This window comes from Streptomyces sp. NPDC051109 (assembly GCF_044455885.1).
GTDB lineage: Bacteria > Actinomycetota > Actinomycetes > Streptomycetales > Streptomycetaceae > Streptomyces.
Window position 1 is genome coordinate 9,780 of the sequence record NZ_JBITFF010000001.1, and the last position, 22,165, is coordinate 31,944.

Below are 22,165 nucleotides of genomic sequence, written 5' to 3' on the forward strand. Positions count from 1 at the left end.
CGGCGCCCCCGGGCCCCCCCCCCGGGGGGGGGGGGGGGGGGGGGGGGGGGGGGGGGGGGGGGGGGGGGGGGGGGGGGGGGGGGCCCGCGCCGCCCCCCCCCGGGGGGGGGGGGGCCCCCGACGGCTCGAGCGGCTCCTGCGGCGTCCTCGTTACGGGGCCATCTCGTACGCCCCGGACAGCGCCTCGACGCGGTCCCAGACCCGGCCCGAGCGGGCTGCGTCGACGACCGGGCGCCGGACCGCGCCGAGCGCCCAGCCCTGCTGCTGCTCAGTGGCGGAGTCCTTGCCGTGCAGTTCGACGGCGTGCGCCGAGAAGTCCCGTACGAGGACGGCGAACAGCTCGTCCAGCACGTCCTCGTCGAGACCGGTCAGCCGCGCCTGCTCCAGGATCAGCTGCCCGTGGACGACGAGCGCGAAGAGCTGGCCGACGGCGAGCAGGAGGTCGAGGTCACGGCTCTGCTCCTCGTCCGGGGCGGCGGTGGTGACGAACTCGCAGAGTGCGTCGGCCTGTTCGCGGAACCGGGCGACGTTCGGCAGCGCGGCGTACGCGTCGAAGGCGGGGCGCCAGTCGTGGAAGCGGACGGAGCCGAGGCCGCGGGCCGGGCCCTGCCGGAAGAGGAAGTCGTCGTCGGCCGCGTCGAGGCGGGTCGGCACGGCCGGGTAGTCCACCGGGTCCAGCAGGTGGTTGCGCATGAACTTGAGGATCAGCGCGAGGTTGACGTGGACCGTGCCCTCCAGCTTGGGCAGTCCGCGGATCTCGACGGCGGCCTGGGCGAAGTAGTTGTCCTTCTCGAAGCCCTTGGCTGCGATGACGTCCCACATCAGGTCGATGACCTTCTCGCCCTCCGTGGTCACCTTCATCTTCGTCATCGGGTTGAAGAGCAGGTAGCGGCGGTCGTCGGGGCCCGCGGTGCGGAAGTAGTCGACGGCGCGGTCGCTGAACAGCTTCATGCCGACGAGGCGTACGTACGCGTCCGCCAGCTCGCGGCGCACGTGCGGGAAGGCGGTGACGGGGCGGCCGTAGAGGATGCGGTTCTGCGCGTGGGTGACGGCCTCGTACATCGCGTGCTCGCAGATGCCGATCGAGGCGGTGCAGAGGTTGAACTTGCCGACGTTGACGGTGTTCAGGGCGGCGTCGAAGGCGGCGCGGCCGGTGTGCAGGACGTCGTCCGCGCCGACCGGGTACTCCTCCAGGCGGAACTCGCTGACGTACTTGGAGGAGTCGACGACGTTCTTCACCAGGCGGTAGGCCGGGTGGCGGCTGTCGGCGGCGAAGAAGACGTATCCGTCCGGGCCCTCGACGTCGGTGCGGCGGCCGAAGACGGACACGAGGCCGGCGGCGTTGCCGTTGCCGATGTAGTACTTGGAGCCGGTCGCGCGGAAGCCGCCGTCAGCGTCGGGCTCCAGCAGCATGTCGGTGGAGTAGATGTCGGCGCCGTGGGTCTTCTCCGAGAGGCCGAACGCGAACACCTCGCCCTGGGAGAGGAGTTCGGCGGCGCGGGCGCGGGCGGCGGCGTTGTCGCTCTGCCAGACGGGGCCGAGGCCGAGGATCGTCACCTGCCAGGCGTACCAGTAGTCCAGGCCGTAGAACCCGAAGATCTCGTTGAGGGCGGCGATGCGGGCGGTGTCCCAGCGCTTGTCCGGTACGCCGTCGGCGTCGGCGGACGGGGTGAGGAAGGTGGCGAACAGGCCTTCCTTGGCGGAGAAGGCGATGAAGTCGCCGAGCCAGGCGCGGGTGCGGTAGTCCTCGATCAGCTTGCGCTTGCCGCGCTCCTCGAACCAGTCGACGGTGGCGCGCAGCAGCCTGCGCGTCTCGGGGTCGAAGTGCTGCGGGTCGTAGGTGCGCGGGTTGAAGAGGAGGGAGTCGGCCATGGAGGTCGCCTTTCGGAGAGGTTGAGGGGTGAGGGTGCCGGTTCCGTGCGGGGGGGGGGTGGCTCAGGCGCGCGGGCGGGGCGCGGCGAGCCGGTGGACGGTGGCGAGCACGTCGTCGAGCCAGGCGATCGTCATGCGTTCGTACGCGATGCCGCCGCGGAGGACGACGTGCTGCAGTTCCTGGCCGGCGTCGAGCGGTGCGGGGGCCTGGGGCCCGGTGAAGTCGCGCAGTTCCCCGGCGAGGTAGCGGGCGAGCCGGTCCTCGTGGGCCCGGCGGTGCCTCTCGACCTCAAGGACCAGTGCGACGGGGTCGTCGAAGGCCGCCCCGCGGATCTTGACGGCGAGGTCGTGGCGCAGGCTCTCGGGTTCGATCGGCTCGTGCAGCCACCGTGAGAGCGCGGCGCGTCCCGGGCCGGCGACGGAGTACTCCTTCTTGTCCGGCCGGCCCTGCTGGACCACCTCGCGGACGGCGAGCAGGCCGTCGGTCTCCATGCGCTTGAGGACGCGGTAGATCTGCTGGTGGGTGGCCGTCCAGAAATGGCCGATGGACCGGTCGAAGCGCCGGGCGAGCTCATAGCCCGACCCCGGCTTCTCCAGCAGCGAGACGAGGATCGCGTGTTCGAGCGCCATGCCGCCGATCCTTCTATGCAACTCGTTGCATAGACAAGTCGCAGCGACCGGGTGAGACGCGGCTCACCCGGGGGGCCGGCGGAGTACGAACCTTTACCCGCCCCTGATGGCATGCCCAGGTCAAATCTGCCAGGCTCTTCCGGCAGTCGTCGCCCTGACCCCAGGGGGACACGGCTCAGACACGCACGGCACAGCAGATCTCACCCAGCGTTCGTGCACACGGCACGCACAGCCCGCGGCTGCCCTCCGGCGCACCCGAGCCGACCGGGCGGCCACCGAGCAGGCCGGAATCCGGCCGCCTCAAAGGAGTTCCGCGTGAGACCGACCCCCCACAAGGCCCTCGCAGCGTGCATATCCGCCTTCGCCGCGTTGGCCACCGCAGCACTGTCCATCACCCCGGCCACGGCCGCGCCGCACCGGGCGCCCGCGGCGGCCGCGGCCTGCACCCCGGGCCAAGTGGTCGCCAACGGCGGCTTCGAGAGCGGCACTTCGCCGTGGACCCAGTCGCAGACCAGCATCATCACCAGCCGCACCGGCCAGGCCGCGCACGGCGGCACCGCCTTCGCCTGGCTGAACGGCGTGGGCGGTACGCACACCGACACGCTGTCCCAGAGCGTCACGATCCCGTCGGGATGCAGCACGGCCACCCTCACCTTCTGGCTGCACATCGACACCGCCGAGACCACCACGTCGACGAAGTACGACAAGCTGACGGCGAAGATCGGCAGCACGACGCTGGCGACGTACTCGAACCTCGACAAGAACACCGGCTACGCCCAGAAGTCGTTCGACGTGTCCGCCTTCGCGGGGCAGACCGTCACGATCGCCTTCAACGGCACCGAGGACTCCAGCCTCCAGACGAGCTTCGTCGTCGACGACGTCGCACTCGACACTTCCGGGGGCACCACCCCGCCCGGGGACTCCACGCGCACCCCGGCCGCCCCCTCGTACACCGTCAACCTCAGCAGCAACACCAGCGGCACCGTGTGGACCGGCCACGAGAGCGCGAGCTTCACCAACGCCTCCCCCACCCCGCTCAGCGAGGTGTACCTGAGGCTGTGGGACAACTACCACGGCACCTGCTCCGCCATGCCGATCACGGTCAGCAACGTCACCGGTGGCACTGCGGGCGCCCTCTCGGTCGCCTGCACCGCCCTCAAGATCGACCTGCCGGCGCCGCTGCCCCAGGGCCAGACCGCCACGATCGGTTTCGACCTGGGCATCACCGTGCCCAGCGGAGCCGACCGCTTCGGCTACGACGGGGCCTTCAGCATGCTCGGCAACGCCCTGCCCGTCCTCGCGGTCCGGGACGGAGCGGGCTGGCACCTGGACCCGTACACCAACAACGGAGAGTCCTTCTACTCGCTGGCCTCCGACTTCCGCGTGGCCCTCGACCACCCGAGCACCCTGCTCGTCCCGGCCACCGGCGCCTCGGTGGACACACCCGGCAGCAGCGGACGCACGGTCACCACGGCCACCGCGACCAAGGTCCGTGACTTCGCCTGGGCGGCCGGACCGTTCAGCAAGATCTCCGGCACCTCCGCCGCCGGCACCCCGATCAACATCTACTCCGTGTCCGGCATCAGTTCGGCCGACTCGCAGTCGATGCTGACCACTGCCAAGTCCGCCGTGGACGCGCACTCGGCGCGGTTCGGCGCCTACCCGTACGGCGAACTGGACGCCGTCATCGACAACAACTACTGGTTCGGCGGGATGGAGTACCCGGGATTCGTCCTCGACCTGGTCAGCACCACGGCGCTCACCCACGAGATCGGCCACCAGTGGTGGTACGGCATCGTCGGCGACGACGAGTACACCAGCCCGTGGCTCGACGAGGCGTTCACCGACTACGCCACCGACCTGGCACTGAACAAGACGGGCACCAACTGCTGGAGCAGCGTCTCGTGGGCCTCGTCCGCCGAGAAGATCACCAACTCCATGGGCTACTGGGACGCCCACTCCTCCCGCTACTCCACCGTCGTCTACGGCTACGGCAAGTGCGCCCTGCACGACCTGCGGCGCACCCTCGGCGATACCGCCATGGCCAAGCTGCTGAAGGACTACGCCACTTCGCACTGGTACGGCGTCTCCACGACCGCCGAGTTCAAGGCGGCCGCGCAGGCCGCCACGACCACGGACCTGACCTCGTTCTGGACCCAGCACCGCATCGACGGCTGACCTGACGAAGGCCGGGAGAGCCGGCCTGGCAACGATTCGCCGCGGTGGGCGCCTTTCCGGCGCCTGCCGCGGCGAACTCATCTGTGCCGCCGACACCCTAGCCGTCACCTGTGACATGTGAAATATTACCTGCGCTTCGACTCCGACCGAACTCCCCGAAAGGTCCGTCACGTTGCGCAGACTCCCAGCGGTGGTAGCGGCGATATCCCTCGCCCTCCTCGCCACCCCCGCGCTCGCCGCGCCCTCCGCGCCGCCCCCCGCGGCGCAGCAGGCCCCCGAACTCTCCCCCGCCCCGCCGTCCGCGCCGCTGGAGGTCCAGCGCCAGAGCCTGCGCCGCCAGGCCCTCGAAGGCGTCGCCGCCGGCACCACCGCGGCGGAGGCCGATGGCACGCTCCCCCGCAAGGCCGCGGTAGGCAAGCGGTACGTCGAACTCGCGCAGGAGCGCAAGGACAAGGTCTTCGTGATCCTGGCCGAGTTCGGCGACCAGGTGGACAACACCACCGAGTTCGAGGGCAAGCCGCGCTTCGGCGGCACGCCCGGCCCCCGGCACAACACGATCGGCAAACCGGCGAAGACCGACAACCACACCCTGTGGCGCAAGGACTTCGACCAGGCCTACTACCGGCAGCAGTTCTTCGGCGCCGACCCCGGAGCCGAATCGCTCCGCAACTACTACCGCCTGCAGTCCTCCGGCCGCTACGACATGGACGGCCAGGTCAGCGACTGGGTGCGGCTGCCGTGGAACGAGGCCCGGTACGGGACGGACAACTGCTCCGAGCCCGGCCAGTGCCGCACCAACTGGGACCTCGTACGCGATGCCACGAACGCCTGGTACCACACCGAGCGCGCCAAGGGCCGTACGCCGGAGGAGATCAAGGCCCAGCTCGCCGAGTACGACGTGTGGGACCGCTACGACGCCGACCACGACGGCAACTTCGACGAGCCGGACGGGTACCTCGACCACCTCGTCGTCGTCCACGCGGGCAAGGACCAGACCTGGGGCGGCGGCGACCAGGGCAAGGACGCCGTGTGGGCGCACCGCTGGTTCGCGTACTGGGACCAGGCCGGCAGCGCGGGGCCCGCGGGCAACAAGGCGGGCGGCGTCCCGGTCGGGGACTCCGGCATCTGGGCCGGGGACTACCTGACCGGTGGCGAGAACAGCGGAGTCGGACTGTTCGCCCACGAGTTCGGGCACGACCTGGGGCTGCCCGACCTGTACAGCTCCGACGGCGACAACAGCGTCAACTTCTGGTCGCTGATGTCCACGGCCTCCTACCTAGGCAAGGGGCGCAACACCACCGGTGACCACCCCGGCGACCTCGATCCCTGGAGCAAGCTGCAGCTGGGCTGGCTGGAGTACACCGAGGCCGACGCGGGCCGCAAGACGCGCGCCGTGCTCGGGGTCTCCGGCTACAACACCGAGGATCCACAGGCCCTGTTGGTGCACCTCCCGCCGTCGGTGACCCGCACCGATCTGACCGACCCGTACGAGGGCGGGAGCCAGTGGTGGAGCGGCACCGGCGACCTCATGGACAACACCCTGACCCGGACGGTAGACCTCTCCGGCCAGGCACCCGGCGCGGGGCAGGCCGCCCGGCTCGACGCCCGCGTCTGGTACGACATCGAGCAGGACTTCGACTTCCTGACCGTGGAGGCGTCGACGGACGGCGGCACCGCGTGGTCCCCCCTGCCGGGCACGGTCGGCGGCGCGGCGCTCCCGCCGAAGGGGATCTCCGGCACATCGGGCGGCTGGGCCGAACTCACCGTACCGCTCGATCAGTTCGCCGGCCGTTCCGTCCAACTGCGGCTGCGGGTGACCTCGGACGGCAACACCCACGGCAAGGGCGTCACCTTCGACGACATACGGATCACGGCGGGTGAGCGGGAGCTGCTGCGCGACGGCGCCGAGGCGGGCGCGAACGGCTGGACCGCGCTGAAGTGGTCGCGTACGCAGGGCCGTACGGGATCCGCCGAGCACCCGCGCGCCTACCTGGTCGAGAACCGGCGCTACACCGGCTCCGGGGCCTACCTGAAGAGCGGGCCGTACAACTTCGGTGCCGGGAACGACACGGTGGAGTTCTACCCGTACCAGCAGGGCGTGCTCATCTGGCTCTGGGACACGGCGTACAGCGACAACACCACGAAGGCGCACCCGGGCGCGGGCCTGCTCCTGCCCGTCGACGCGCGTCCGGAGCCGCTGCGGAACGCCGACGGCACGCTGCTCAACGCGCGGGCGCAGACCTTCGACGCGACGTTCTCGACGCGCCCCAGCGACGAGATCGTGCTGCACAAGGCCGGTGTGCCGGTGCTGATCCCGTCCCGTCCCGGCGTCCCGGTCTTCGACGACCGGCGGGGCGTCTACTGGAACGCCGACCTGCCGCAGGTGGGTGTGAAGGTACCGGACACCGGGACGCGCATCACGGTGGTGAAGGAGGCCTCCGGAGGCGCCCTGACCACCGTACAGGTCAGCCCCTCCCCCTGACGCAGGGCCGCGGGCAGCCGTCCGTCGGGCTCCGGCGGCTGCCCGCGCGAGAGGCGCACCATGCGGAGCCGGAACATCGCCATGCGGGTGCGCCACCCCGCAGACGGGGTGGACCTTCCGGCCGCCGACGAGGACTTCTCCGTCCAGCTCACCCCGTGCGAATGCCGTGCGGGTCAGGCAAGGTCCGAAAGAGACGGCCTGACCCTGTGCCCGGAGGCGAAGGGGCCGCTCGGGCCGAAGGCCAGTTCGGCGAAGCGGGTGCCGATGCGGTGGTGGGAGGCGGCGTCCGGGTGGAGCTGGTCGGGGAGCGGCAGTTCGGCGAAGTCCGCCTCGCCGTACAGCTCGCGGCCGTCCAGGTAGTGGAGGTCCGGGTCCTCGGCGGCCCGCTGCTTGACGATGCGGGCCAGTTCCTCCCGGATGACGCCCAGCGTCAGCTTTCCGGCGGCGCGCTCCGCCGGATCGCCCGCTGCGCGGAACTGGAGCCTGCCCTCGCCGAGGGTGCTGAAGTCCGGGACCGTGGGGCCGGGGGTGTCCTCGTGGATGGGGCACAGGACGGACGAGACGACCAGCAGCGGCGCGGTGGGATGCCCCTCGCGGAGCGTGTCGAGGAAGCCGTGCACGGCCGGGGTGAAGGCGCGCAGCCGCATCAGGTCGAGGTTGACCAGATTGATGCCGATCTTGACGCTCACCAGGTCCGCCGGGGTGTCCCGCATCGCCCGGGCGACGAACGGGTCGAGCAGTGCGCTGCCGCCGAATCCCAGGTTGACCAGGTCCACGCCGCCGAGTGAGGCGGCCAGCGCCGGCCAGGTCGTCGAGGGGCCCGCGGCGTCCGAGCCGTGGCTGACCGAGCTGCCGTGGTGCAGCCATACCCGGCGGCCGCCCTGCGGTACGGGCTCGACGGGGGCGTCGGTGCGCAGCGCGACGAGCTCGGTGATCTCGTTGTACGGAAGCCAGATCTCGACGTCCTTCGGGCGGTCGGGCAGAGCGCCGAACCGGACGGTGCCGACCGGCCCGGGCCGCATCTGCACGGACCCGGTCGTCATGTCGACCGTACGGACGTTGCCGCCGGTCACGCCGGCCTGCGCGGCGAGGCGGCCGTCGAGGAGCAGGTCGTACGCGCCGTCGGGACGGGGCGGGGCGCCCACGTACGCCATCTTGGTGCGGAGCGTGTCCAGCTCGATGACGGTGGCCCGGGTGCGGAACACCAGCCGCACGCCCGAGGGCTGCGCCTCCGCCATCGCCAGTTGCCCGTCGGCGTACTGAGCGCGGGCCCACGCGGGGAGCCGGTGCGGGAGCAGTCCGTGCCCGGTGCGCTCCAGGTCGAGCGCGCCGCGCACGAGGTCCGCCGTGAGGGGCGTGGTGAGGGGTGCGGCGGCCCCGTCGGCGGAGCCCGGTACGGATGCGTGCTGGTGGTTCATGTCCCCCAGCCTGTCAACCGAATGCCGGATCCGCACATCGCTTTATTCCAGGGCGGTCTCGGTCGGGGTCAGCCGATGTCGACCACGCGGGCCCAGGCGGGTGGGGTGTCCGGGACGTAGTCGGGGTCGTCCTCGTTCCACGTGCGCTGCCGGGGGAACAGGCCTACCACCGTGCGGCACGGGGGGCGGGTGGCGGGCCAGGCCGTCTGCCCGTCGGTCAGGACCACGATGACGTCCGGCCGCGCCCCCGACCGGAGGGCCTTCGCGAAGCCCGTACGGAGGTCCGTGCCGCCTCCGCCCACCAGCGGGATGCCCTCGGCGCGGCACAGCGGGTGGGCGATCCGGGCCGCCGCGTCGCACGGCACCACCGTGACCAGGTCCCGGCGGCCGCCCACCGCGCGGGAGATCGCGGCGACCTCCAGCAGCGCGCTGCCCAGTTCCGCGTCGCTGACCGACGCCGAGGTGTCGATGACCACGCAGACCCGGGGCGGCCTGCGCCGCAGGCTCGGCAGCACCGCGCCCGGCACCCCGGCCGAGCGCCGTGCCGGGCGGCCGTACGTGTAGTCCTCGCCGGCGCCGGAGCCGGAAGCCGCCGAGCGGACCGCCGCTCCCAGCAACTCCCGCCACGGCTGCGGTGGGTGGAAGGCCTCCTCCGCCCACCGCTTCCACCCGCTCGGGGCGCTGCCCGGCCGGCCCGTGATGCCCTGCGCCACCCGGAACCGCACCGCGTCCCGCTCCTGCTCGGTGAGCCCGTGCGCGCCGTCCTCCCCGAGGTCCCACTCGCGTTCCAGCCCGTCGGCGCCGCTGCCGCAGTCCAGCCACGCCATGTGCTGCGTCGCCGGTCCGAGCCCGAACTGGCGCAGGTAGTCCTCCATGAGCTGCCCCTCGGGCAGCCCGACGGCGGCCGGCTGGACGGCGCCCTCCGGTCTGACCAGGCCGTCGCCGTACACGTCGTCGTTGATCTCGAAGTCCGCGGCGATGTTCATCCTCAGCCGCTCCCCCGGGCCGTGCAGCCCGCGCTCCCGCGCGACCCGGTCCCCGCGCCCGTGGTGGTCGCGCAGCAGGTGCGACACCTCGTGCACCCAGACGGCGGCCAGTTCCTCCTCCGGCGTACGGTCCACGAACGACGGTGATACGTAGCACCGCCAGTGCCGGTCTACGGCCATCGTCGGTACCCGGCGCGACTCCACCGTGTGCAGCGCGAACAGCGCGGTCGCCAGGTAGGGCCGGACCCGGGCCGCGTGCAGCCGGGCGGCGAACAGCTTCTCGCGGTCCAATGCCCCCGCGGCCCCGCTCATCGCGTGCCGTTCGTGGCCGCCGCGGCCCGGGCCGCCGCACGGTCCGCCCGCCGGGACAGGTCCACCACACCGGCGAGCCGCTCGATGGCCGCCGGTACGTCCCACTCCTCGCGGCGCAGCGCGGCGAGCGCGGTCGCCGGTACGACGACCAGGTCCGGGGCTCCCGTCTCCAGCGCCCGGGCCAGGAGCGCCCACGCCGCGTCCCAGCGGGCCTCGTCCGGGCGGTTGCGGACGGCCTCCACCACGCCGTCGAGCACCGCCTGCCGCAGATCACCCCGCTCGGGCAGTGCGGCGGCGGCCGGATCGGCGAGCAGCTCCTCGGGGTCCGGGAGCTCCATCCGGTCCAGAGCCGCCAGCAGCTCCAGTCCGGGACCGTCCCCCACGGTGCCCCTGACCAGCAGGGAGATCACGTCCCGGGAGGAGCCGGCCGCGGTCGCGAAGGCGATCAGGCGGAGAGTCATCTCCCAGCTCCGCGGCGACGGCCAGGGGCCGCCGCGGCGGGTTTCACCGCTGGGCAGCCGGTGTACGAGCCCCGGGCGTGCGGCGAGCAGTCCGCACACGGCGCGGCGGGCGTGGTCCACGGCCTGCGGCAGCACGGAGGGGTCGAGCCGCGGCAGCGTGGCCCGGGGCCACGTGCCGCCGAGACCCCGTACGACGACGTCGTGGTCGTGGGTCCACTGGAGGTGGACGAACCGGTTGGCCAGCGGCGGGCTCAGCTCCCAGCCGTCGGCGGCCGAGGAGCGCGGGTTCGCCGCGGCCACGATCCGCACCCCGGGCGGTAGTTGGAGCGCGCCGATGCGCCGTTCGAGCACGAGGCGGAGCAGGGCGGCCTGTACGGCGGGTGGTGCGGTGGACAGCTCATCCAGGAACAGCAGACCCCGGCCTGCGCGTACCAGGCGTACGGCCCAGTCCGGCGGGGCCATCGGGACACCGTGTCGCGCGGGGTCGTCTCCGATGATCGGCAGGCCCGAGAAGTCGGACGGCTCGTGCACGCTGGCGATCACCGTGGTCAGCGGCAGGTCCAGGGAGGCCGCGAGCTGGGTCAGCGACGCGGTCTTCCCTATGCCCGGCTCGCCCCACAGGAGTACGGGGAGGTCGGCTGCCACGGTGAGGGTCAGGGCCTCCAGTTGGGTGTCGGGGCGCGGTTCGGTGGTGGTGTCGCGCAGCAGCGAGAGGAGCTCGCCCGCGACGTCGAGCTGGGTGGCGGGCGCCGGGCCGCGCGGGGCGTCCGGGACGGCGTACGGGGTGTGTGCGGGCATGTCTGATCACCTTTGGGGTTCGTCGTGGTGTGCGCCGGGTCAGCGGCGGGGGTGCGAGCGGCGCTCTCGCGGAGGGCGGATGCCCGGGAGCAGATCGCCGGGCTTGGGCCGCGGCCGGGGGCCGGTCAGGTCCGCCCTGAACAGCCCGTACGTGATCCGGCGCCGCGCGGCCGCCTCCAGTTCGTCGCGGAGGGCTCCGTCGCGCAGCAGGGCGTCGGGGCCCAGGAGGCGTTCGACGACGGCCAGCGCGCCGGCGGTGTCTCCGTGGTCGAGGCGTTCGCGTACGCCGGCCAGGCAGTCCGGCCGGCGGTGTGCCCGGTCGATCGCCTGGAGGCAGGGCAGCGGGGTGCCGGTCAGGGCGACCAGCAGTTCCTCCCGCCGGATCTCGGCCGGATCGTGGTCGAGCGGGGCCAGTACCCCGTCGACCAGGCCGATCCGGTGCCGAGCGCCCCTGCACTCGACGAGGTGGGGCGGTCCCGCGCCGTCCGGAGTCCGGGACGGACCGGGCGGCACGTGGTCCGGTACGAGGGCCGCGGCGACGAGCGGGTGCAGTCGGCCCGGCTCGATCGAACCGGTACGGAGCAGCTGCAGGTCGGGCATGACCCAGGTCGCCGCGTCGGGCAGGACCGGCGGCGCGGGGGCGCCGGAACCCGTGGCGGCTGCCGAGATCCGCACGGCGGGCGGGTGTCCGTCGCCCTCCCCCACGAGCTCCAGGTGCAGCCGGCGCCGGGAACCGAGCCGTACGCTGACGCTGCGGGCGGCATGCCCCTCGGCGTCGAGCAGAATCGCCGCCTCTGCGGCCCAGCGGTCCACGGCACAGCGGTGCCCCTGCGGCACGAGGTCCTGCAGCTCCGCGTCCCTTGAGGGGAGGGCGGCGCCGGATCGGACGCCGAGTTCACCGGCCTGCCGCGCGTCCCAGAGGTGGCGGTGCAGGTCGAGGCGGAAGCGCGGGTCCGGGTGGGGGTGCGGATGTCGGCGGGTGCCGGGCCCGGCGCGGGTTCCGTCCCACAGCGCGAGACTGAACCGCTGACCGGCATCGGCCCAGGCCGGCGGGGTCCGGGCCACGATGTGCACGGGATCGCCGCCGTCGGCCCGGCCGTACCGGGCCAGGGTCAGGGTCAGGCCCGGCCGCAGCAGTCCGTCGGGAGCGATCCTGGGCATGTGCCAGCGCAGCAGGTCGGGAGCCAAGTGGCGCAGGTCGGCCCGGAGTCGGGCGGCGAGTTCGCGTCCGTGGGTGCGCGCCGCGGAACGCAGGTCGAAGTCGAGGTCGATGCCTGCGGCGGCGCACGCCCCGGCCCAGTCCCCGGCAAGGCGGCGGGCGGTGGCGGTCGCGATCATGGTGGGCGGCACGGCGAACTCGCGCACGCGCAGCCAGAGGGAGAGGCGGGAGGTGCCGTCGGCGGTGTGGGTGAGCATCAGCACTCACCTTGCGCGGACGGGACCTCCATTCCGTGAGCGGTTTGAGTGGTCATCGCGGTGATCATATCCCGCCACCGACCCGATCTGCCAGGTGTTTTTCGCGGGCTGCCGTACGCACCGGGTGCGACTCGGGTCGCAGGGCGCACCAGCCCTGAGGGGGACGCCGAGGCCCGGGCGGGCCTCGGACCATGGCGAGGTGGATGCGATGAACGTGCACGTGCAGATGTCTCCCTGGGAAGCCCTTCTCGTGCTGGGCGCCTTCGCGCTCGTGCTGGTGCGGTGGCTTCCTCCCGGGCTCCGGCGGCCGGTCACCTTCGGCGCGGCGGCCGGGTTCGTGCTGTCCGGGGCCGTGCTCGGCCTACTCGGGCTGCGCTGGCAGATGGTGCCGGTGCTGGCCGCCGCGGCCGTCGCCCTGCCGTTCGCCCTCTCGCCCCTTCTGCGGCGCGCGACGCGCAGGGCTCCGTGGTGGCTGGCGCTGCCGGGGTCGGCGGTGTGCCTCGCGCTGGTCGCCGCGGGTCCGGCGGCGGTCTGGGCCGTGCCCGCACCGGTGTTCCCCGAACCGACGGGCCGGTTCGCGGTCGGCACCGGCGTGCTGGAGCTGACCGACCCGGAGCGCGCCGAGAGTGCGACCGCCGCGCCCGACGACCGGCGTACGGTCGTCGTCCAGTTCTGGTACCCCGCACGCAAGCACCCTGCGGGCAGCCGCCCGGCGCCGTACCTGGGGCGCACGGAGCACGAGGCCCGCCTGGTGTCCGGCGCGCTCGCCGACTACGCCGGTCTTCCCGGATTCCTGTTGGACGGCCTCCCGCGCGCCCGTACGCACGCCGCCTTCGGCGTTCCCGCGGCGGACGGCGCCCCGGGCGAGGATGCGGGCGGCGGAAGCGCGGAACGGTTCCCCGTCGTGCTGTTCTCCCCCGGCCTGGGCGGGGTCCGCACCCAGAACACCGCCTGGGCCGAGGAGTTGGCCGCCCACGGATACGTGGTCGTCGGCCTCGACCACCCCTACGACTCCGCCGCGGTCGTGCTCGCCGACGGCCGCACGGTCCGTACGGAGGTCTCGGCGACGGGCGACGACGCCGAGGACGAGAAGCGGGCGGCGGCGTGGACCGCGGTCCGCGCCGCCGACCTGAGCTTCGTGCGGGCCCAGTTGGGCCGCATCGACGGCGGAGAGATCGCCGGCCCGCTCGCCGGGCACCTCGACACCGCCCGCGTCGCGGCGGCCGGCCACTCCCTCGGCGGCGGCGCCGCCCTCCAAGCCGCCCGGCAGGACCCCGCCTTCGCCGCCGTCATCGACCTGGACGGCTTCCCCCACGACCCGTCCCCGCAACCCTTCCGCCAGCCCGTGCTCGCGCTCACCCAGGCCATCGGCCCGGACACCGACCCGGACTACCTCCCGAAGCTCACCCGCGTCCTCGGCCTCAGCAGCGCGACGACCTACCGGCTCACCGTCCCCGGGGCCGCCCACCTCACCTTCACCGACGCCCCGCTGTACCTGCCGCCGCTCCCCTCGCTCGTCGGCTCCCTGGGCCGGACCGAGGGCCCGCGCATCACGGCCGGCGCGAGCCTCGCCTTCCTCGATGCCGCCCTGCGCGACGGCCGGGGCGATCCGGCCGCGGCCCTGTCGGCGTACGGCACCCTCGCCGTCCACCGGCCCGGGGGCTCCTGAGGCTCCAAGTCCGCTGCGTGGAAAGTCGGTTGAACTGCGGGGTGGGCCGGTCGCGCCGTGCATATGCTCCGTCCGTACGTCGTACGCCCGTACCTCGAAACGTAAGGGGACCGCTTCGTGAGCGTCCGCATCCAACCCTCCTCCCAGGTCGACGAGAGTGCCGAACTCGGGGACGGGACCACGATCTGGGATCTGGCACAGGTACGGGAGGACGCGCGGCTCGGGCGCGACTGCATCGTCGGGCGGGGCGCGTACGTGGGGCCCGGCGTACGGATCGGCGACAGCGTGAAACTCCAGAACTACGCGCTCGTCTACGAGCCGGCCGAACTCGGCGACGGGGTGTTCATCGGCCCGGCCGCCGTGCTCACCAACGATTTCTACCCACGGGCCGTCGACCCGGACGGCAAGCAGAAGCGCGGCGGCGACTGGGAGGCGGCCGGCGTCGTCGTGGCCGAGGGGGCCTCCCTGGGGGCCCGGTCGGTGTGCGTGGCCGGGGTGCGGATCGGGCGGTGGGCACTGGTCGCGGCCGGTGCGGTCGTGTCCCGGGACGTACCGGACTTCGCACTGGTCGCGGGGGTACCGGCCCGCCGTATCGGCTGGGTGGGCCGGGCCGGGGTCCGCCTGGTGGAGCGCGAGGGCGAGCCGGGCGTGTGGGAGTGCCCGCGCACCGGCGCGCTGCACGAGGAGAAGGACGGAACCCTGGCCGAACGCACCTGACGGTACGTCGGCAATTTAGGTCAGCGGCATTTCCGCAAAACCGCAATCAACGAACATCCTTGGGCATACCTTGTCCCTGTACACGGGATCTGAGCAGGCAACAGGCTTTGTTCAGTGGGGGGTTGTACACGACGAGGGCATCGCGGACCAAGTGACGACGGACGGCGCGCAACGCGCCCGCCCGGCGCTGCCGTTCGCGCGTGCTCCGGTCCGGGGCATCGCTGGGGGGATCCAGTGGGCGGCCCCGGACGGTTCGTGCCATCGGGGGGAACCACACCGCCGGCACGTGCGCCGTCATGCGCAGTTCCCTCCGCCGAACGACGACCGCCGGGTCTGTCCGAGGAGCGATCAGAGGGGGTAGGTGTGTTGGAGCCGTTCAGCTCGGACATACGACGTGCGCGCAGCACACGGGAAGCCGGGGTGGGGACCCGGTGACCGAGACACGATCAGCACGATTAGGAGCACTGGCCCACGAGGACCCGTCGCTGCACGCGCTCGCCGAGCGGCTGCTCGCGCTGGCCGAGGCGGGACTGCCCGAGATGTACCTGCCGGGCGCCGACACCTTCGTGTTCACCCGGGTGGGCAGGGTCACCTCCGACGGGGTCCGCCGCATGGAGGCCCGCGGCACCAGCACCCGGTACGCGGCCATCACCGCACTGGGGGCGCGGTTCCTGCCCGAGGACCGGCAGCGCGCCCTGTTCGGCGGACACAGCGCCGAGGAGTACGCGGGTCTGCTGGTGGAGCGGCTGCCGGCGGTGACGAACCTCGGCGACGCGGCGCTCATCGCCTGGGCGGCCGCCGAGACCGGCCACCCCAAGCTGGCGGACGCCCTCGCGCGGGTGGCCGCACTGGACGTCCCCGGACGTCCGCAGTACACGGTCGAGGCGGCCTGGGTGCTCTCCGCCCTCGCCGCGGCCCGCAGCGCGGCGGACGTGGAGGACCGGCTGGCGGTCGCCCGCGACCGGCTGCTGGCGGCCAGGGCGGCCGGCGGTCCGCTGTTCCCGCACGCCACCGGTCCGGGGCTGGTCCCCGGATACCGCTCGCACGTGGCCTGCTTCGCCGACCAGACCTATCCGCTCCAGGCGCTGGCCCGGCTGCACGCGAGCGGCCCGGACCCGGAGGCCCTCGCGGCCGCCGACGCCTGCGCCGCCCGGATCTGCGAGCTCCAGGGGGACGGCGGTCAGTGGTGGTGGCACTACGACGCCCGCACGGGCGGCGTGGTGGAGGGCTACCCGGTCTACAGCGTGCACCAGCACGCCATGGCGCCGACCGCGCTGTTCGACCTCGCCGAGGCGGGCGGCACCGACTTCGGCGCCGCCGTCCGCCGGGGGCTGCGCTGGATGACGGACGTGCCCGAGATCAGCGGGCCCGACGGCACCCCGCGCGAGCCGATGATCGTCGAGAGGTACGGGGTCACCTGGCGCAAGGTCTACCGCGGGGACCCCGCCAAGGCCGTCCGCGCCGCCCGCGGGCTCACCACCAAGGTGGCTCCGCGGGCCCGGCTGGCCCCGCTCGACCGGGCCTTCCGCCCCGACGTGATCGACCGCGAGTGCAGGCCGTACGAGTTCGGCTGGCTGCTCCACGCCTGGCTCGGGGGGCTGGAGAGATGACCCGACGGCAGAACCCCCGGGGCCGACCGTCCCGCCACACCCTCTTCGGGGTCACGCTCGACGCCCTGACCATGGACGAGACCGTGCAGCGCTGCCTCGACGCGGTGCAGCGCGGCGAGCAGATCGAGATCGGCATGGTCAACGCCGCCAAGCTGGTCAACATGCGGCGCGACCCCCGTCTCGCGGCGGCGGTCTCCGGCTGCGACCTGGTCCTGGCCGACGGCCAGGCCGTGGTGTGGGCCGGCCGCGTCCTCGGCGTCCGGCTGCCCGAACGGGTTGCGGGAATCGACCTGTTCATGCGGCTGCTGGCCGCCGCCGAGACCGCCGGCGTGCCCGTCTACCTGCTCGGCGCCCGGCAGGACGTACTGGAGCTGATGCTCGGCCGGATCGCCGAGCGCTTCCCCGCACTGCGCGTGGCCGGCAGCCGCAACGGCTACTTCGACGACGCGGACCAGCCGGCGATCGCCGACGCCGTGGCGGAGAGCGGGGCCCGGCTGCTCTTCCTCGGCATGACCTCGCCCAAGAAGGAGATCTTCACCGCGGGCTACGGCGAACGCACCGGCGCCCACGTCGTGCACGGCGTCGGCGGCTCCTTCGACATCCTCGCCGGCGTCACCAAGCGGGCCCCCGCGGTCTGGCAGCGCATGGGCCTCGAATGGTTCTACCGCGCCCTCCAGGAGCCGCGCCGCCTCGGGAAGCGGTACCTCACCACCAACACCGCCTTCCTCCTCATGACGGTCCGGGAGCTCATCCGCCGCACACCGTCCGCACTACCGCCCGCCACATCGTCTGCCGGTTCCGCGAACAGGAGTCACTGATGCGCGTCGTCGTCGTGGGACAGGGATACGTCGGCCTCCCGCTGGCCATCAGGGCCGCCGAGGTCGGACACCAGGTGATCGGGTACGACGTGGACGCGCGGCGGGTCAAGAGCCTCGCCGCCGGCGAGTCGTACGTGGAGGACGTCTCCTGCGAACGGCTGACCCGGGCGCTGGAGCGCGGCGCGTACCAGCCCAGTGAACTCGCCCGCGACTGCGGCGGCTTCGACGTCGCGGTCGTCACCGTCCCGACCCCGTTACAGGACGGTGCCCCCGACCTGCGGTACATCGAGGAGTCGGCGCACACGCTGGCCCGCTTCCTGCGGCCCGGCGCGACCGTGATCCTCGAATCCACCACCTACCCGGGCACCACCGAGGAGCTGTTCGGCCCGATCCTGGAGGACGGCTCGGGACTCACCGCCGGCGCCGACTTCCACCTCGGCTACAGCCCCGAGCGCATCGACCCCGGAAACACCGTCTGGGGCTTCCAGCAGACGCCCAAGGTCGTCTCGGGCGTGGACGCCCGCTCGCTCAAGGCCGTCGAGACCTTCTACGCCGACCTCGTCGACAAGACGGTGCCGGTGAGCTCGCCCAAGGAGGCCGAGCTGGCGAAGCTGCTGGAGAACACCTTCAGGCACGTGAACATCGCCCTCGTCAACGAGATAGCCATGTTCGCCCGCCACCTCGACATCGACGTGTGGCAGGCCATCGAGGCGGCGTCCAGCAAGCCGTTCGGTTTCATGAAGTTCACCCCGGGCCCCGGGGTCGGCGGCCACTGCCTGCCGATCGACCCCTCGTACCTGTCCTGGCGGGTCCAGCGCGAGCTCGGCCAGAGCTTCCGCTTCGTCGAGCTGGCCAACGACATCAACAGCCACATGCCCGAGTACGTGGCGCGCCGCGTCATGGACGCCCTCAACACCAAGCGCCGGTCCGTCAACGGCTCGAAGATCCTGCTGCTGGGGCTGGCGTACAAGAAGAACACCGGTGACGCCCGCGAATCGCCCGCGGTGCGCGTCTCCCAGCTGCTCCTGGACATGGGCGCCAGGGTGCGTGCGGCCGACCCCCACGTGGTGGAGGGGCTCAAGGTCGACTCCCGCCTCGTACGGGTGGAGCCGACCCGCAAGGAGCTGGCCGCGGCCGACGTGGTCGTCCTGCTCACCGACCACGACTCCTTCGACTACGCGATGGTGACCGAGCACGCCTCGTTCGTACTCGACTGCCGCAACCGGCTGTCGGGACCCACCGTGGAGGTGCTCTGACATCATGCCCAGGATCATCTGCGTGGCCGGAGCACGGCCCAACTACATGAAGATCAAACCGGTGATGGACGCACTGGAGCGCCGCGGCGCCGAGGTGGTCCTCGTCCACACCGGCCAGCACTACGACGCGTCCATGAACGACGTCTTCTTCCGCGACCTGGGCATCCGTCCGCCCGACCGGTACCTGGGCGCCGGGTCCGGTACGCACGCCCAGCAGACCGGCCGGGTGATGGCGGCCTTCGAGCCGCTGCTGGACGAACTGGCCCCGGACGCCGTGGTGGTGGTCGGCGACATCAATTCCACGCTGGCCTGCGCCCTGGTCACCGCGAAGGCGGGCCCGCTGCTCGCCCATGTGGAGGCGGGCCTGCGCAGCCGGGACTGGAGCATGCCCGAGGAGGTCAACCGGGTCGCCACCGACCGCGTCAGCGACTACCTGCTGGCTCCCTCCCCCGACGCGGCCGCGAACCTGCGGGCGGAGGGGTACCGGGAGGACCAGATCCACGTCGTCGGCAACGTCATGATCGACACCCTGCTCGCCAATCTGGAGCGGGCCAGGGCCTCGGACGTCCTGGACCGCTACGGGCTCGGCCGGGGCGGGTACGGACTGGTCACCCTGCACCGTCCGGCCAACGTGGACGATCCCGCGGCCCTGCGCGGTCTGCTGAAGGCACTGGGCGAGATCGCCGACCGCTGCCCGCTCCTGCTGCCCGTGCACCCGCGGGCGGCCGAGCGGCTGGCCGAGATCGGAGTCCCGGGCGGGATCCGGATGGTCCCGGCCGCCGGATACCTGGACTTCATCGCGCTGCAGGACTCCGCCCGGGTGGTGCTGACCGACTCGGGCGGCGTCCAGGAGGAGACCACCGCCCTCGGTGTGCCCTGCGTGACGCTGCGGGAGAACACCGAGCGGCCGATCACCGTCGAGGAGGGCACCAACGTACTGGCGGGCACCGACCCGGAGCGCATCACGGCCACCGTGAACCGGGTGCTCGACGATCCGCCCGCGGGGCGCTGCCCCGGGCTCTGGGACGGCCGCGCGAGCGAGCGCATCGCGCAGGTCCTGCTGGAGGGCGGGACGGCGCGGACGCGGCCCCGGCCCACCGATCTCGCCCCGTAGGACCGGCGGTACAACACCACGGCGAAGAACACCGCACCACCGCAAGAACTGATCAGAGCAAGAACCCGATCAGGGCAAGAACCGTAATCCGCACATGAAGAGAGCGGCGGCGCGTGGACGACACGTCGCCGCCGCGAGGGGGAAGACCATGGATCTCGCGGAGATCTGGCGGGTCATGCGCCGGCGCTGGTACGTGCTGCTGCCCGGACTGCTGCTCACGGCCGCGCTCATCGCAGGCGTGTACCTGCTGGTCCCGGTGGAGTACCGGTCGCAGAGCACGGTGACGCTGCTGAACTCGAAGAAGGCCACGGTGGCCTTCGACGGCAACCCCTTCCTGAGCACCCAGGCCTCGCTCACCGGCATGGCCGACGGCCTGGCCCGCAACCTCAACTCCGACGACTCGCGGGCCGACCTCAAGGCCCGGGGCGTCACCGGGGCGTACGAGGCGAAGATCGCCGACAACGCGCAGGGGCCCTTCATGTGGCTGAGCGTCACCGGAACCGATCCGGCCGCCGTCCTCAAGTCGGACCAGGTCTTCACCGCCTACGCCGAGAAGCGGCTCCAGGAGTTCCAGTCCCAGCAGTCGGTGGCACCCGAGGCCATGATCCGCATGGCCACGATCGTCCCGCCCCAGAAACCGGAGGCGCAGACCAAGACCCGGCTCCAGTACCTGATCATGGCGGGGGCGCTGGGATTCGTACTGAGCCTCGTGGCCACCTTCTTCGTGGAGGCGCGGCGCCGCCGGTCGGACAAGCCGGGCCGGCACCGGCCCGCTCCGGCCGAGAACGCCCCCGCGGGGAACTCGGCCGCCGGGATCGCCCCCACCGGGAACTCCGGGCCCGCGGCGGAGCCCGGCGCCGCCGGCTCCGGAGCCGGTGACCCCCGTACCGCCCGGACTTCCGCCGGAGCCTCGCCGTGACCGGGACCGGGACCGAGGCCGGGACCGGGACTGACGCCGGAGTCCGGGCCACGCCGCCCGAGGCCCCCTCGCTGGGGCGCAAGGTCGGCTCCGCCGCCCGGTGGAGCCTGGTCAACACCGTGGTCATGCGCCTCGGCAACTTCGTCACCGGTATCGTCCTCGCCCGCTTCTTCCTGGGCCCCGAGGCCTGGGGCGTGTACGGGATCGCCCAGACGGTGCTGCTGGTGCTGCTCTCCGCGAACGAGCTCGGCGTCTCCCTCGCCATCGTGCGCTGGGAGGGCGACCCGCGCCGCTTCGCCCCGACCGTGCTGACGCTGAGCGCCACCTCCAGCTGCCTGCTGTACGCCGTCCTGTTCGCGGCGGCTCCCGCGGTGGCCCGGGTGCTCGGCTCGCCCGAGGCCTCCGGCATCCTGCGCGTGATGTGCGTGTGCGTGGTCCTGGACGGTCTGTCGCAGGTTCCCGCCGGGTTCCTCACCCGGGAGTTCGCGCAGGGGAAGCGGATGGCCGTCGACGGCGTCAACTTCGTCCTCAGCACCGGTGTGACCCTGCTGCTGGCCGTCCAGGGGTGGGGCGCGATGAGCTTCGCCTGGGGCTCCGTGGCCGGCAATGCGGCCGCCCTCCTCGGATGCTGCCTCGCCGCGCCCGGCACCCTGAGATTCGGCTGGGACCGGGAGCAGGCGAAGGCGCTGCTCCGCTTCGGGCTCCCGCTCGCCGGGGCCAGCATGCTCGCCCTCGGCGTCGTCAACGTGGACACCATGGTCGTGGGTTCCACGTTGGACCAGCTGGCACTCGGCTTCTACGTACTCGCCTTCAACATCTCCGGCTGGCCCGTGCGGATCATCTCCGAGGCGGCCCGCCGCGTCTCCTTCGCCGGGTTCTCCCGGCTGGCCGATTCGCCGGGGGCGCTGGCCGGCGGTTTCGGCCGTGCCCTGGGCGTGGTGATGACGGGCACCGTCCCGCTGTGCGTGCTGCTGGCCGCCCTGGCCGCGCCGATCGTGGGCCTCGTCTACGGAGACCGCTGGCTGCCCGCGGCCGCCGCGCTGCCCTGGCTGATGGCGCTCGGCCTGGTCCGGATCTGCTGCGAGCTGGCGTACGACTGCCTGGTGGCCATCGGCCGGCGCCGCTCCCTCATCGGAGTGCAGGGGCTGTGGCTCGCCGTCCTCGTCCCGGCCCTGGTGATCGGCGCCGACGCGGGCGGGATCGTGGGGGTGGCCCAAGGGCACGTCCTGGTCGCCTGCGCCGTCGTGGTGCCGGTGTTCCTCTACGCGCTGCACCGCGGCGGCGTCGGCCTGGGGACCGTGGCACGGGCCTGCGCCTGGCCGTTCCTCGGGGGTGCCGTGATGGCCGCCGTGGTCCTCGGCCTGGAGCGGATCCTGGGCGACGGGGTCCTCGCGCTCCTCGCGACCGGAACCGCGGGCACCCTCTGCTACGTCGTGTGCGTCCTGCCGAGCCGCGGTTTCCTGCGCGGCTCCGCGCCGGCCGGTACGACTGCGGCGGCAAGGGCGTAGC

The 22,165-nt window shown here is 72.8% G+C and carries 16 protein-coding genes; 10 read left to right on the forward strand and 6 right to left on the reverse strand.

Annotated elements, in window-relative coordinates; all coding sequences use genetic code 11:
• Positions 1-150: 150 nt before the first annotated feature.
• Positions 151-1,872, reverse strand: a complete 1,722-nt coding sequence (locus ACIBAD_RS00055; protein WP_398903245.1) for an acyl-CoA dehydrogenase family protein — start codon at positions 1,870-1,872, stop codon at positions 151-153.
• A 63-nt stretch (positions 1,873-1,935) separates the two neighbouring features.
• Positions 1,936-2,502 (reverse strand): PadR family transcriptional regulator, encoded by a 567-nt coding sequence (locus ACIBAD_RS00060; protein ID WP_398903247.1) that lies wholly within the window; start codon positions 2,500-2,502, stop codon positions 1,936-1,938.
• A gap of 315 nt (positions 2,503-2,817) precedes the next feature.
• On the opposite strand from ACIBAD_RS00060, the gene ACIBAD_RS00065 reads away from it, so the two are divergent.
• Positions 2,818-4,680 carry a M1 family aminopeptidase gene (locus tag ACIBAD_RS00065; RefSeq protein ID WP_134067913.1) on the forward strand — a complete coding sequence of 621 codons (1,863 nt, stop codon included), beginning with the start codon at positions 2,818-2,820 and terminating at the stop codon, positions 4,678-4,680.
• A gap of 190 nt (positions 4,681-4,870) precedes the next feature.
• Positions 4,871-7,162: an immune inhibitor A domain-containing protein gene (locus tag ACIBAD_RS00070; protein WP_398903248.1), complete on the forward strand. Its 2,292-nt coding sequence runs from the start codon at positions 4,871-4,873 to the stop codon at positions 7,160-7,162.
• A gap of 173 nt (positions 7,163-7,335) precedes the next feature.
• Here ACIBAD_RS00070 and ACIBAD_RS00075 read toward each other — a convergent pair whose 3' ends face one another.
• The 4 genes from ACIBAD_RS00075 to ACIBAD_RS00090 form a co-directional block, all read right to left on the reverse strand.
• Positions 7,336-8,580, reverse strand: a complete 1,245-nt coding sequence (locus ACIBAD_RS00075; RefSeq protein ID WP_134067915.1) for a GDSL-type esterase/lipase family protein — start codon at positions 8,578-8,580, stop codon at positions 7,336-7,338.
• A 68-nt stretch (positions 8,581-8,648) separates the two neighbouring features.
• Complete coding sequence (locus ACIBAD_RS00080) at positions 8,649-9,878, reverse strand: VWA-like domain-containing protein (RefSeq protein WP_134067916.1); 1,230 nt, start codon at positions 9,876-9,878, stop codon at positions 8,649-8,651.
• Complete coding sequence (locus ACIBAD_RS00085; RefSeq protein ID WP_134067917.1) at positions 9,875-11,137, reverse strand: MoxR family ATPase; 1,263 nt, start codon at positions 11,135-11,137, stop codon at positions 9,875-9,877. Before ACIBAD_RS00085 ends, ACIBAD_RS00080 begins: the two co-directional genes overlap by 4 nt.
• A gap of 39 nt (positions 11,138-11,176) precedes the next feature.
• The gene (locus ACIBAD_RS00090; RefSeq protein WP_398903252.1) at positions 11,177-12,553 is read right to left on the reverse strand and encodes a hypothetical protein; all 1,377 of its coding nucleotides are present in this window, start codon (positions 12,551-12,553) and stop codon (positions 11,177-11,179) included.
• Between the two features lie 208 nt (positions 12,554-12,761).
• Between ACIBAD_RS00090 and ACIBAD_RS00095 the strand changes: the two genes are divergently transcribed.
• The 8 genes from ACIBAD_RS00095 to ACIBAD_RS00130 all read left to right on the forward strand — a co-directional run bounded on the left by ACIBAD_RS00095 (position 12,762) and on the right by ACIBAD_RS00130 (position 22,164).
• Complete coding sequence (locus ACIBAD_RS00095; protein WP_398903254.1) at positions 12,762-14,222, forward strand: alpha/beta hydrolase family protein; 1,461 nt, start codon at positions 12,762-12,764, stop codon at positions 14,220-14,222.
• A gap of 117 nt (positions 14,223-14,339) precedes the next feature.
• The gene (locus ACIBAD_RS00100) at positions 14,340-14,939 is read left to right on the forward strand and encodes a DapH/DapD/GlmU-related protein (protein WP_134067919.1); all 600 of its coding nucleotides are present in this window, start codon (positions 14,340-14,342) and stop codon (positions 14,937-14,939) included.
• 431 nt (positions 14,940-15,370) lie between these two features.
• Positions 15,371-16,549: a hypothetical protein gene (locus tag ACIBAD_RS00105; RefSeq protein ID WP_398903257.1), complete on the forward strand. Its 1,179-nt coding sequence runs from the start codon at positions 15,371-15,373 to the stop codon at positions 16,547-16,549.
• On the forward strand, positions 16,546-17,367 hold the full coding sequence (locus ACIBAD_RS00110; protein ID WP_134067921.1) for a WecB/TagA/CpsF family glycosyltransferase: 822 nt from the start codon (positions 16,546-16,548) through the stop codon (positions 17,365-17,367). The genes ACIBAD_RS00105 and ACIBAD_RS00110 overlap by 4 nt, the downstream gene beginning before the upstream one ends.
• On the forward strand, positions 17,367-18,623 hold the full coding sequence (locus ACIBAD_RS00115) for a nucleotide sugar dehydrogenase (protein ID WP_134067922.1): 1,257 nt from the start codon (positions 17,367-17,369) through the stop codon (positions 18,621-18,623). Before ACIBAD_RS00110 ends, ACIBAD_RS00115 begins: the two co-directional genes overlap by 1 nt.
• A 4-nt stretch (positions 18,624-18,627) precedes the next feature.
• Entirely contained in the window at positions 18,628-19,737 is a 1,110-nt protein-coding gene (gene wecB / locus ACIBAD_RS00120) for a non-hydrolyzing UDP-N-acetylglucosamine 2-epimerase (protein ID WP_398903260.1), read from the forward strand.
• 148 nt (positions 19,738-19,885) lie between these two features.
• Positions 19,886-20,656 (forward strand): chain length determinant protein, encoded by a 771-nt coding sequence (locus ACIBAD_RS00125; protein ID WP_398903262.1) that lies wholly within the window; start codon positions 19,886-19,888, stop codon positions 20,654-20,656.
• Complete coding sequence (locus ACIBAD_RS00130; protein ID WP_134067924.1) at positions 20,653-22,164, forward strand: oligosaccharide flippase family protein; 1,512 nt, start codon at positions 20,653-20,655, stop codon at positions 22,162-22,164. Before ACIBAD_RS00125 ends, ACIBAD_RS00130 begins: the two co-directional genes overlap by 4 nt.
• Position 22,165 lies beyond the last annotated feature (1 nt).

Coding starts and splice junctions, on each gene's coding strand:
- ACIBAD_RS00055 (WP_398903245.1), bottom strand. CDS start 1,872: ATGGCCGACTCCCTCCTCTTCAACCCGCGCACCTACGACCCGCAGCAC.
- ACIBAD_RS00060 (WP_398903247.1), bottom strand. CDS start 2,502: ATGGCGCTCGAACACGCGATCCTCGTCTCGCTGCTGGAGAAGCCGGGG.
- ACIBAD_RS00075 (WP_134067915.1), bottom strand. CDS start 8,580: ATGAACCACCAGCACGCATCCGTACCGGGCTCCGCCGACGGGGCCGCC.
- ACIBAD_RS00080 (WP_134067916.1), bottom strand. CDS start 9,878: ATGAGCGGGGCCGCGGGGGCATTGGACCGCGAGAAGCTGTTCGCCGCC.
- ACIBAD_RS00085 (WP_134067917.1), bottom strand. CDS start 11,137: ATGCCCGCACACACCCCGTACGCCGTCCCGGACGCCCCGCGCGGCCCG.
- ACIBAD_RS00090 (WP_398903252.1), bottom strand. CDS start 12,553: ATGCTCACCCACACCGCCGACGGCACCTCCCGCCTCTCCCTCTGGCTG.
- ACIBAD_RS00095 (WP_398903254.1), top strand. CDS start 12,762: ATGAACGTGCACGTGCAGATGTCTCCCTGGGAAGCCCTTCTCGTGCTG.
- ACIBAD_RS00110 (WP_134067921.1), top strand. CDS start 16,546: ATGACCCGACGGCAGAACCCCCGGGGCCGACCGTCCCGCCACACCCTC.
- ACIBAD_RS00115 (WP_134067922.1), top strand. CDS start 17,367: ATGCGCGTCGTCGTCGTGGGACAGGGATACGTCGGCCTCCCGCTGGCC.
- wecB (WP_398903260.1), top strand. CDS start 18,628: ATGCCCAGGATCATCTGCGTGGCCGGAGCACGGCCCAACTACATGAAG.
- ACIBAD_RS00125 (WP_398903262.1), top strand. CDS start 19,886: ATGGATCTCGCGGAGATCTGGCGGGTCATGCGCCGGCGCTGGTACGTG.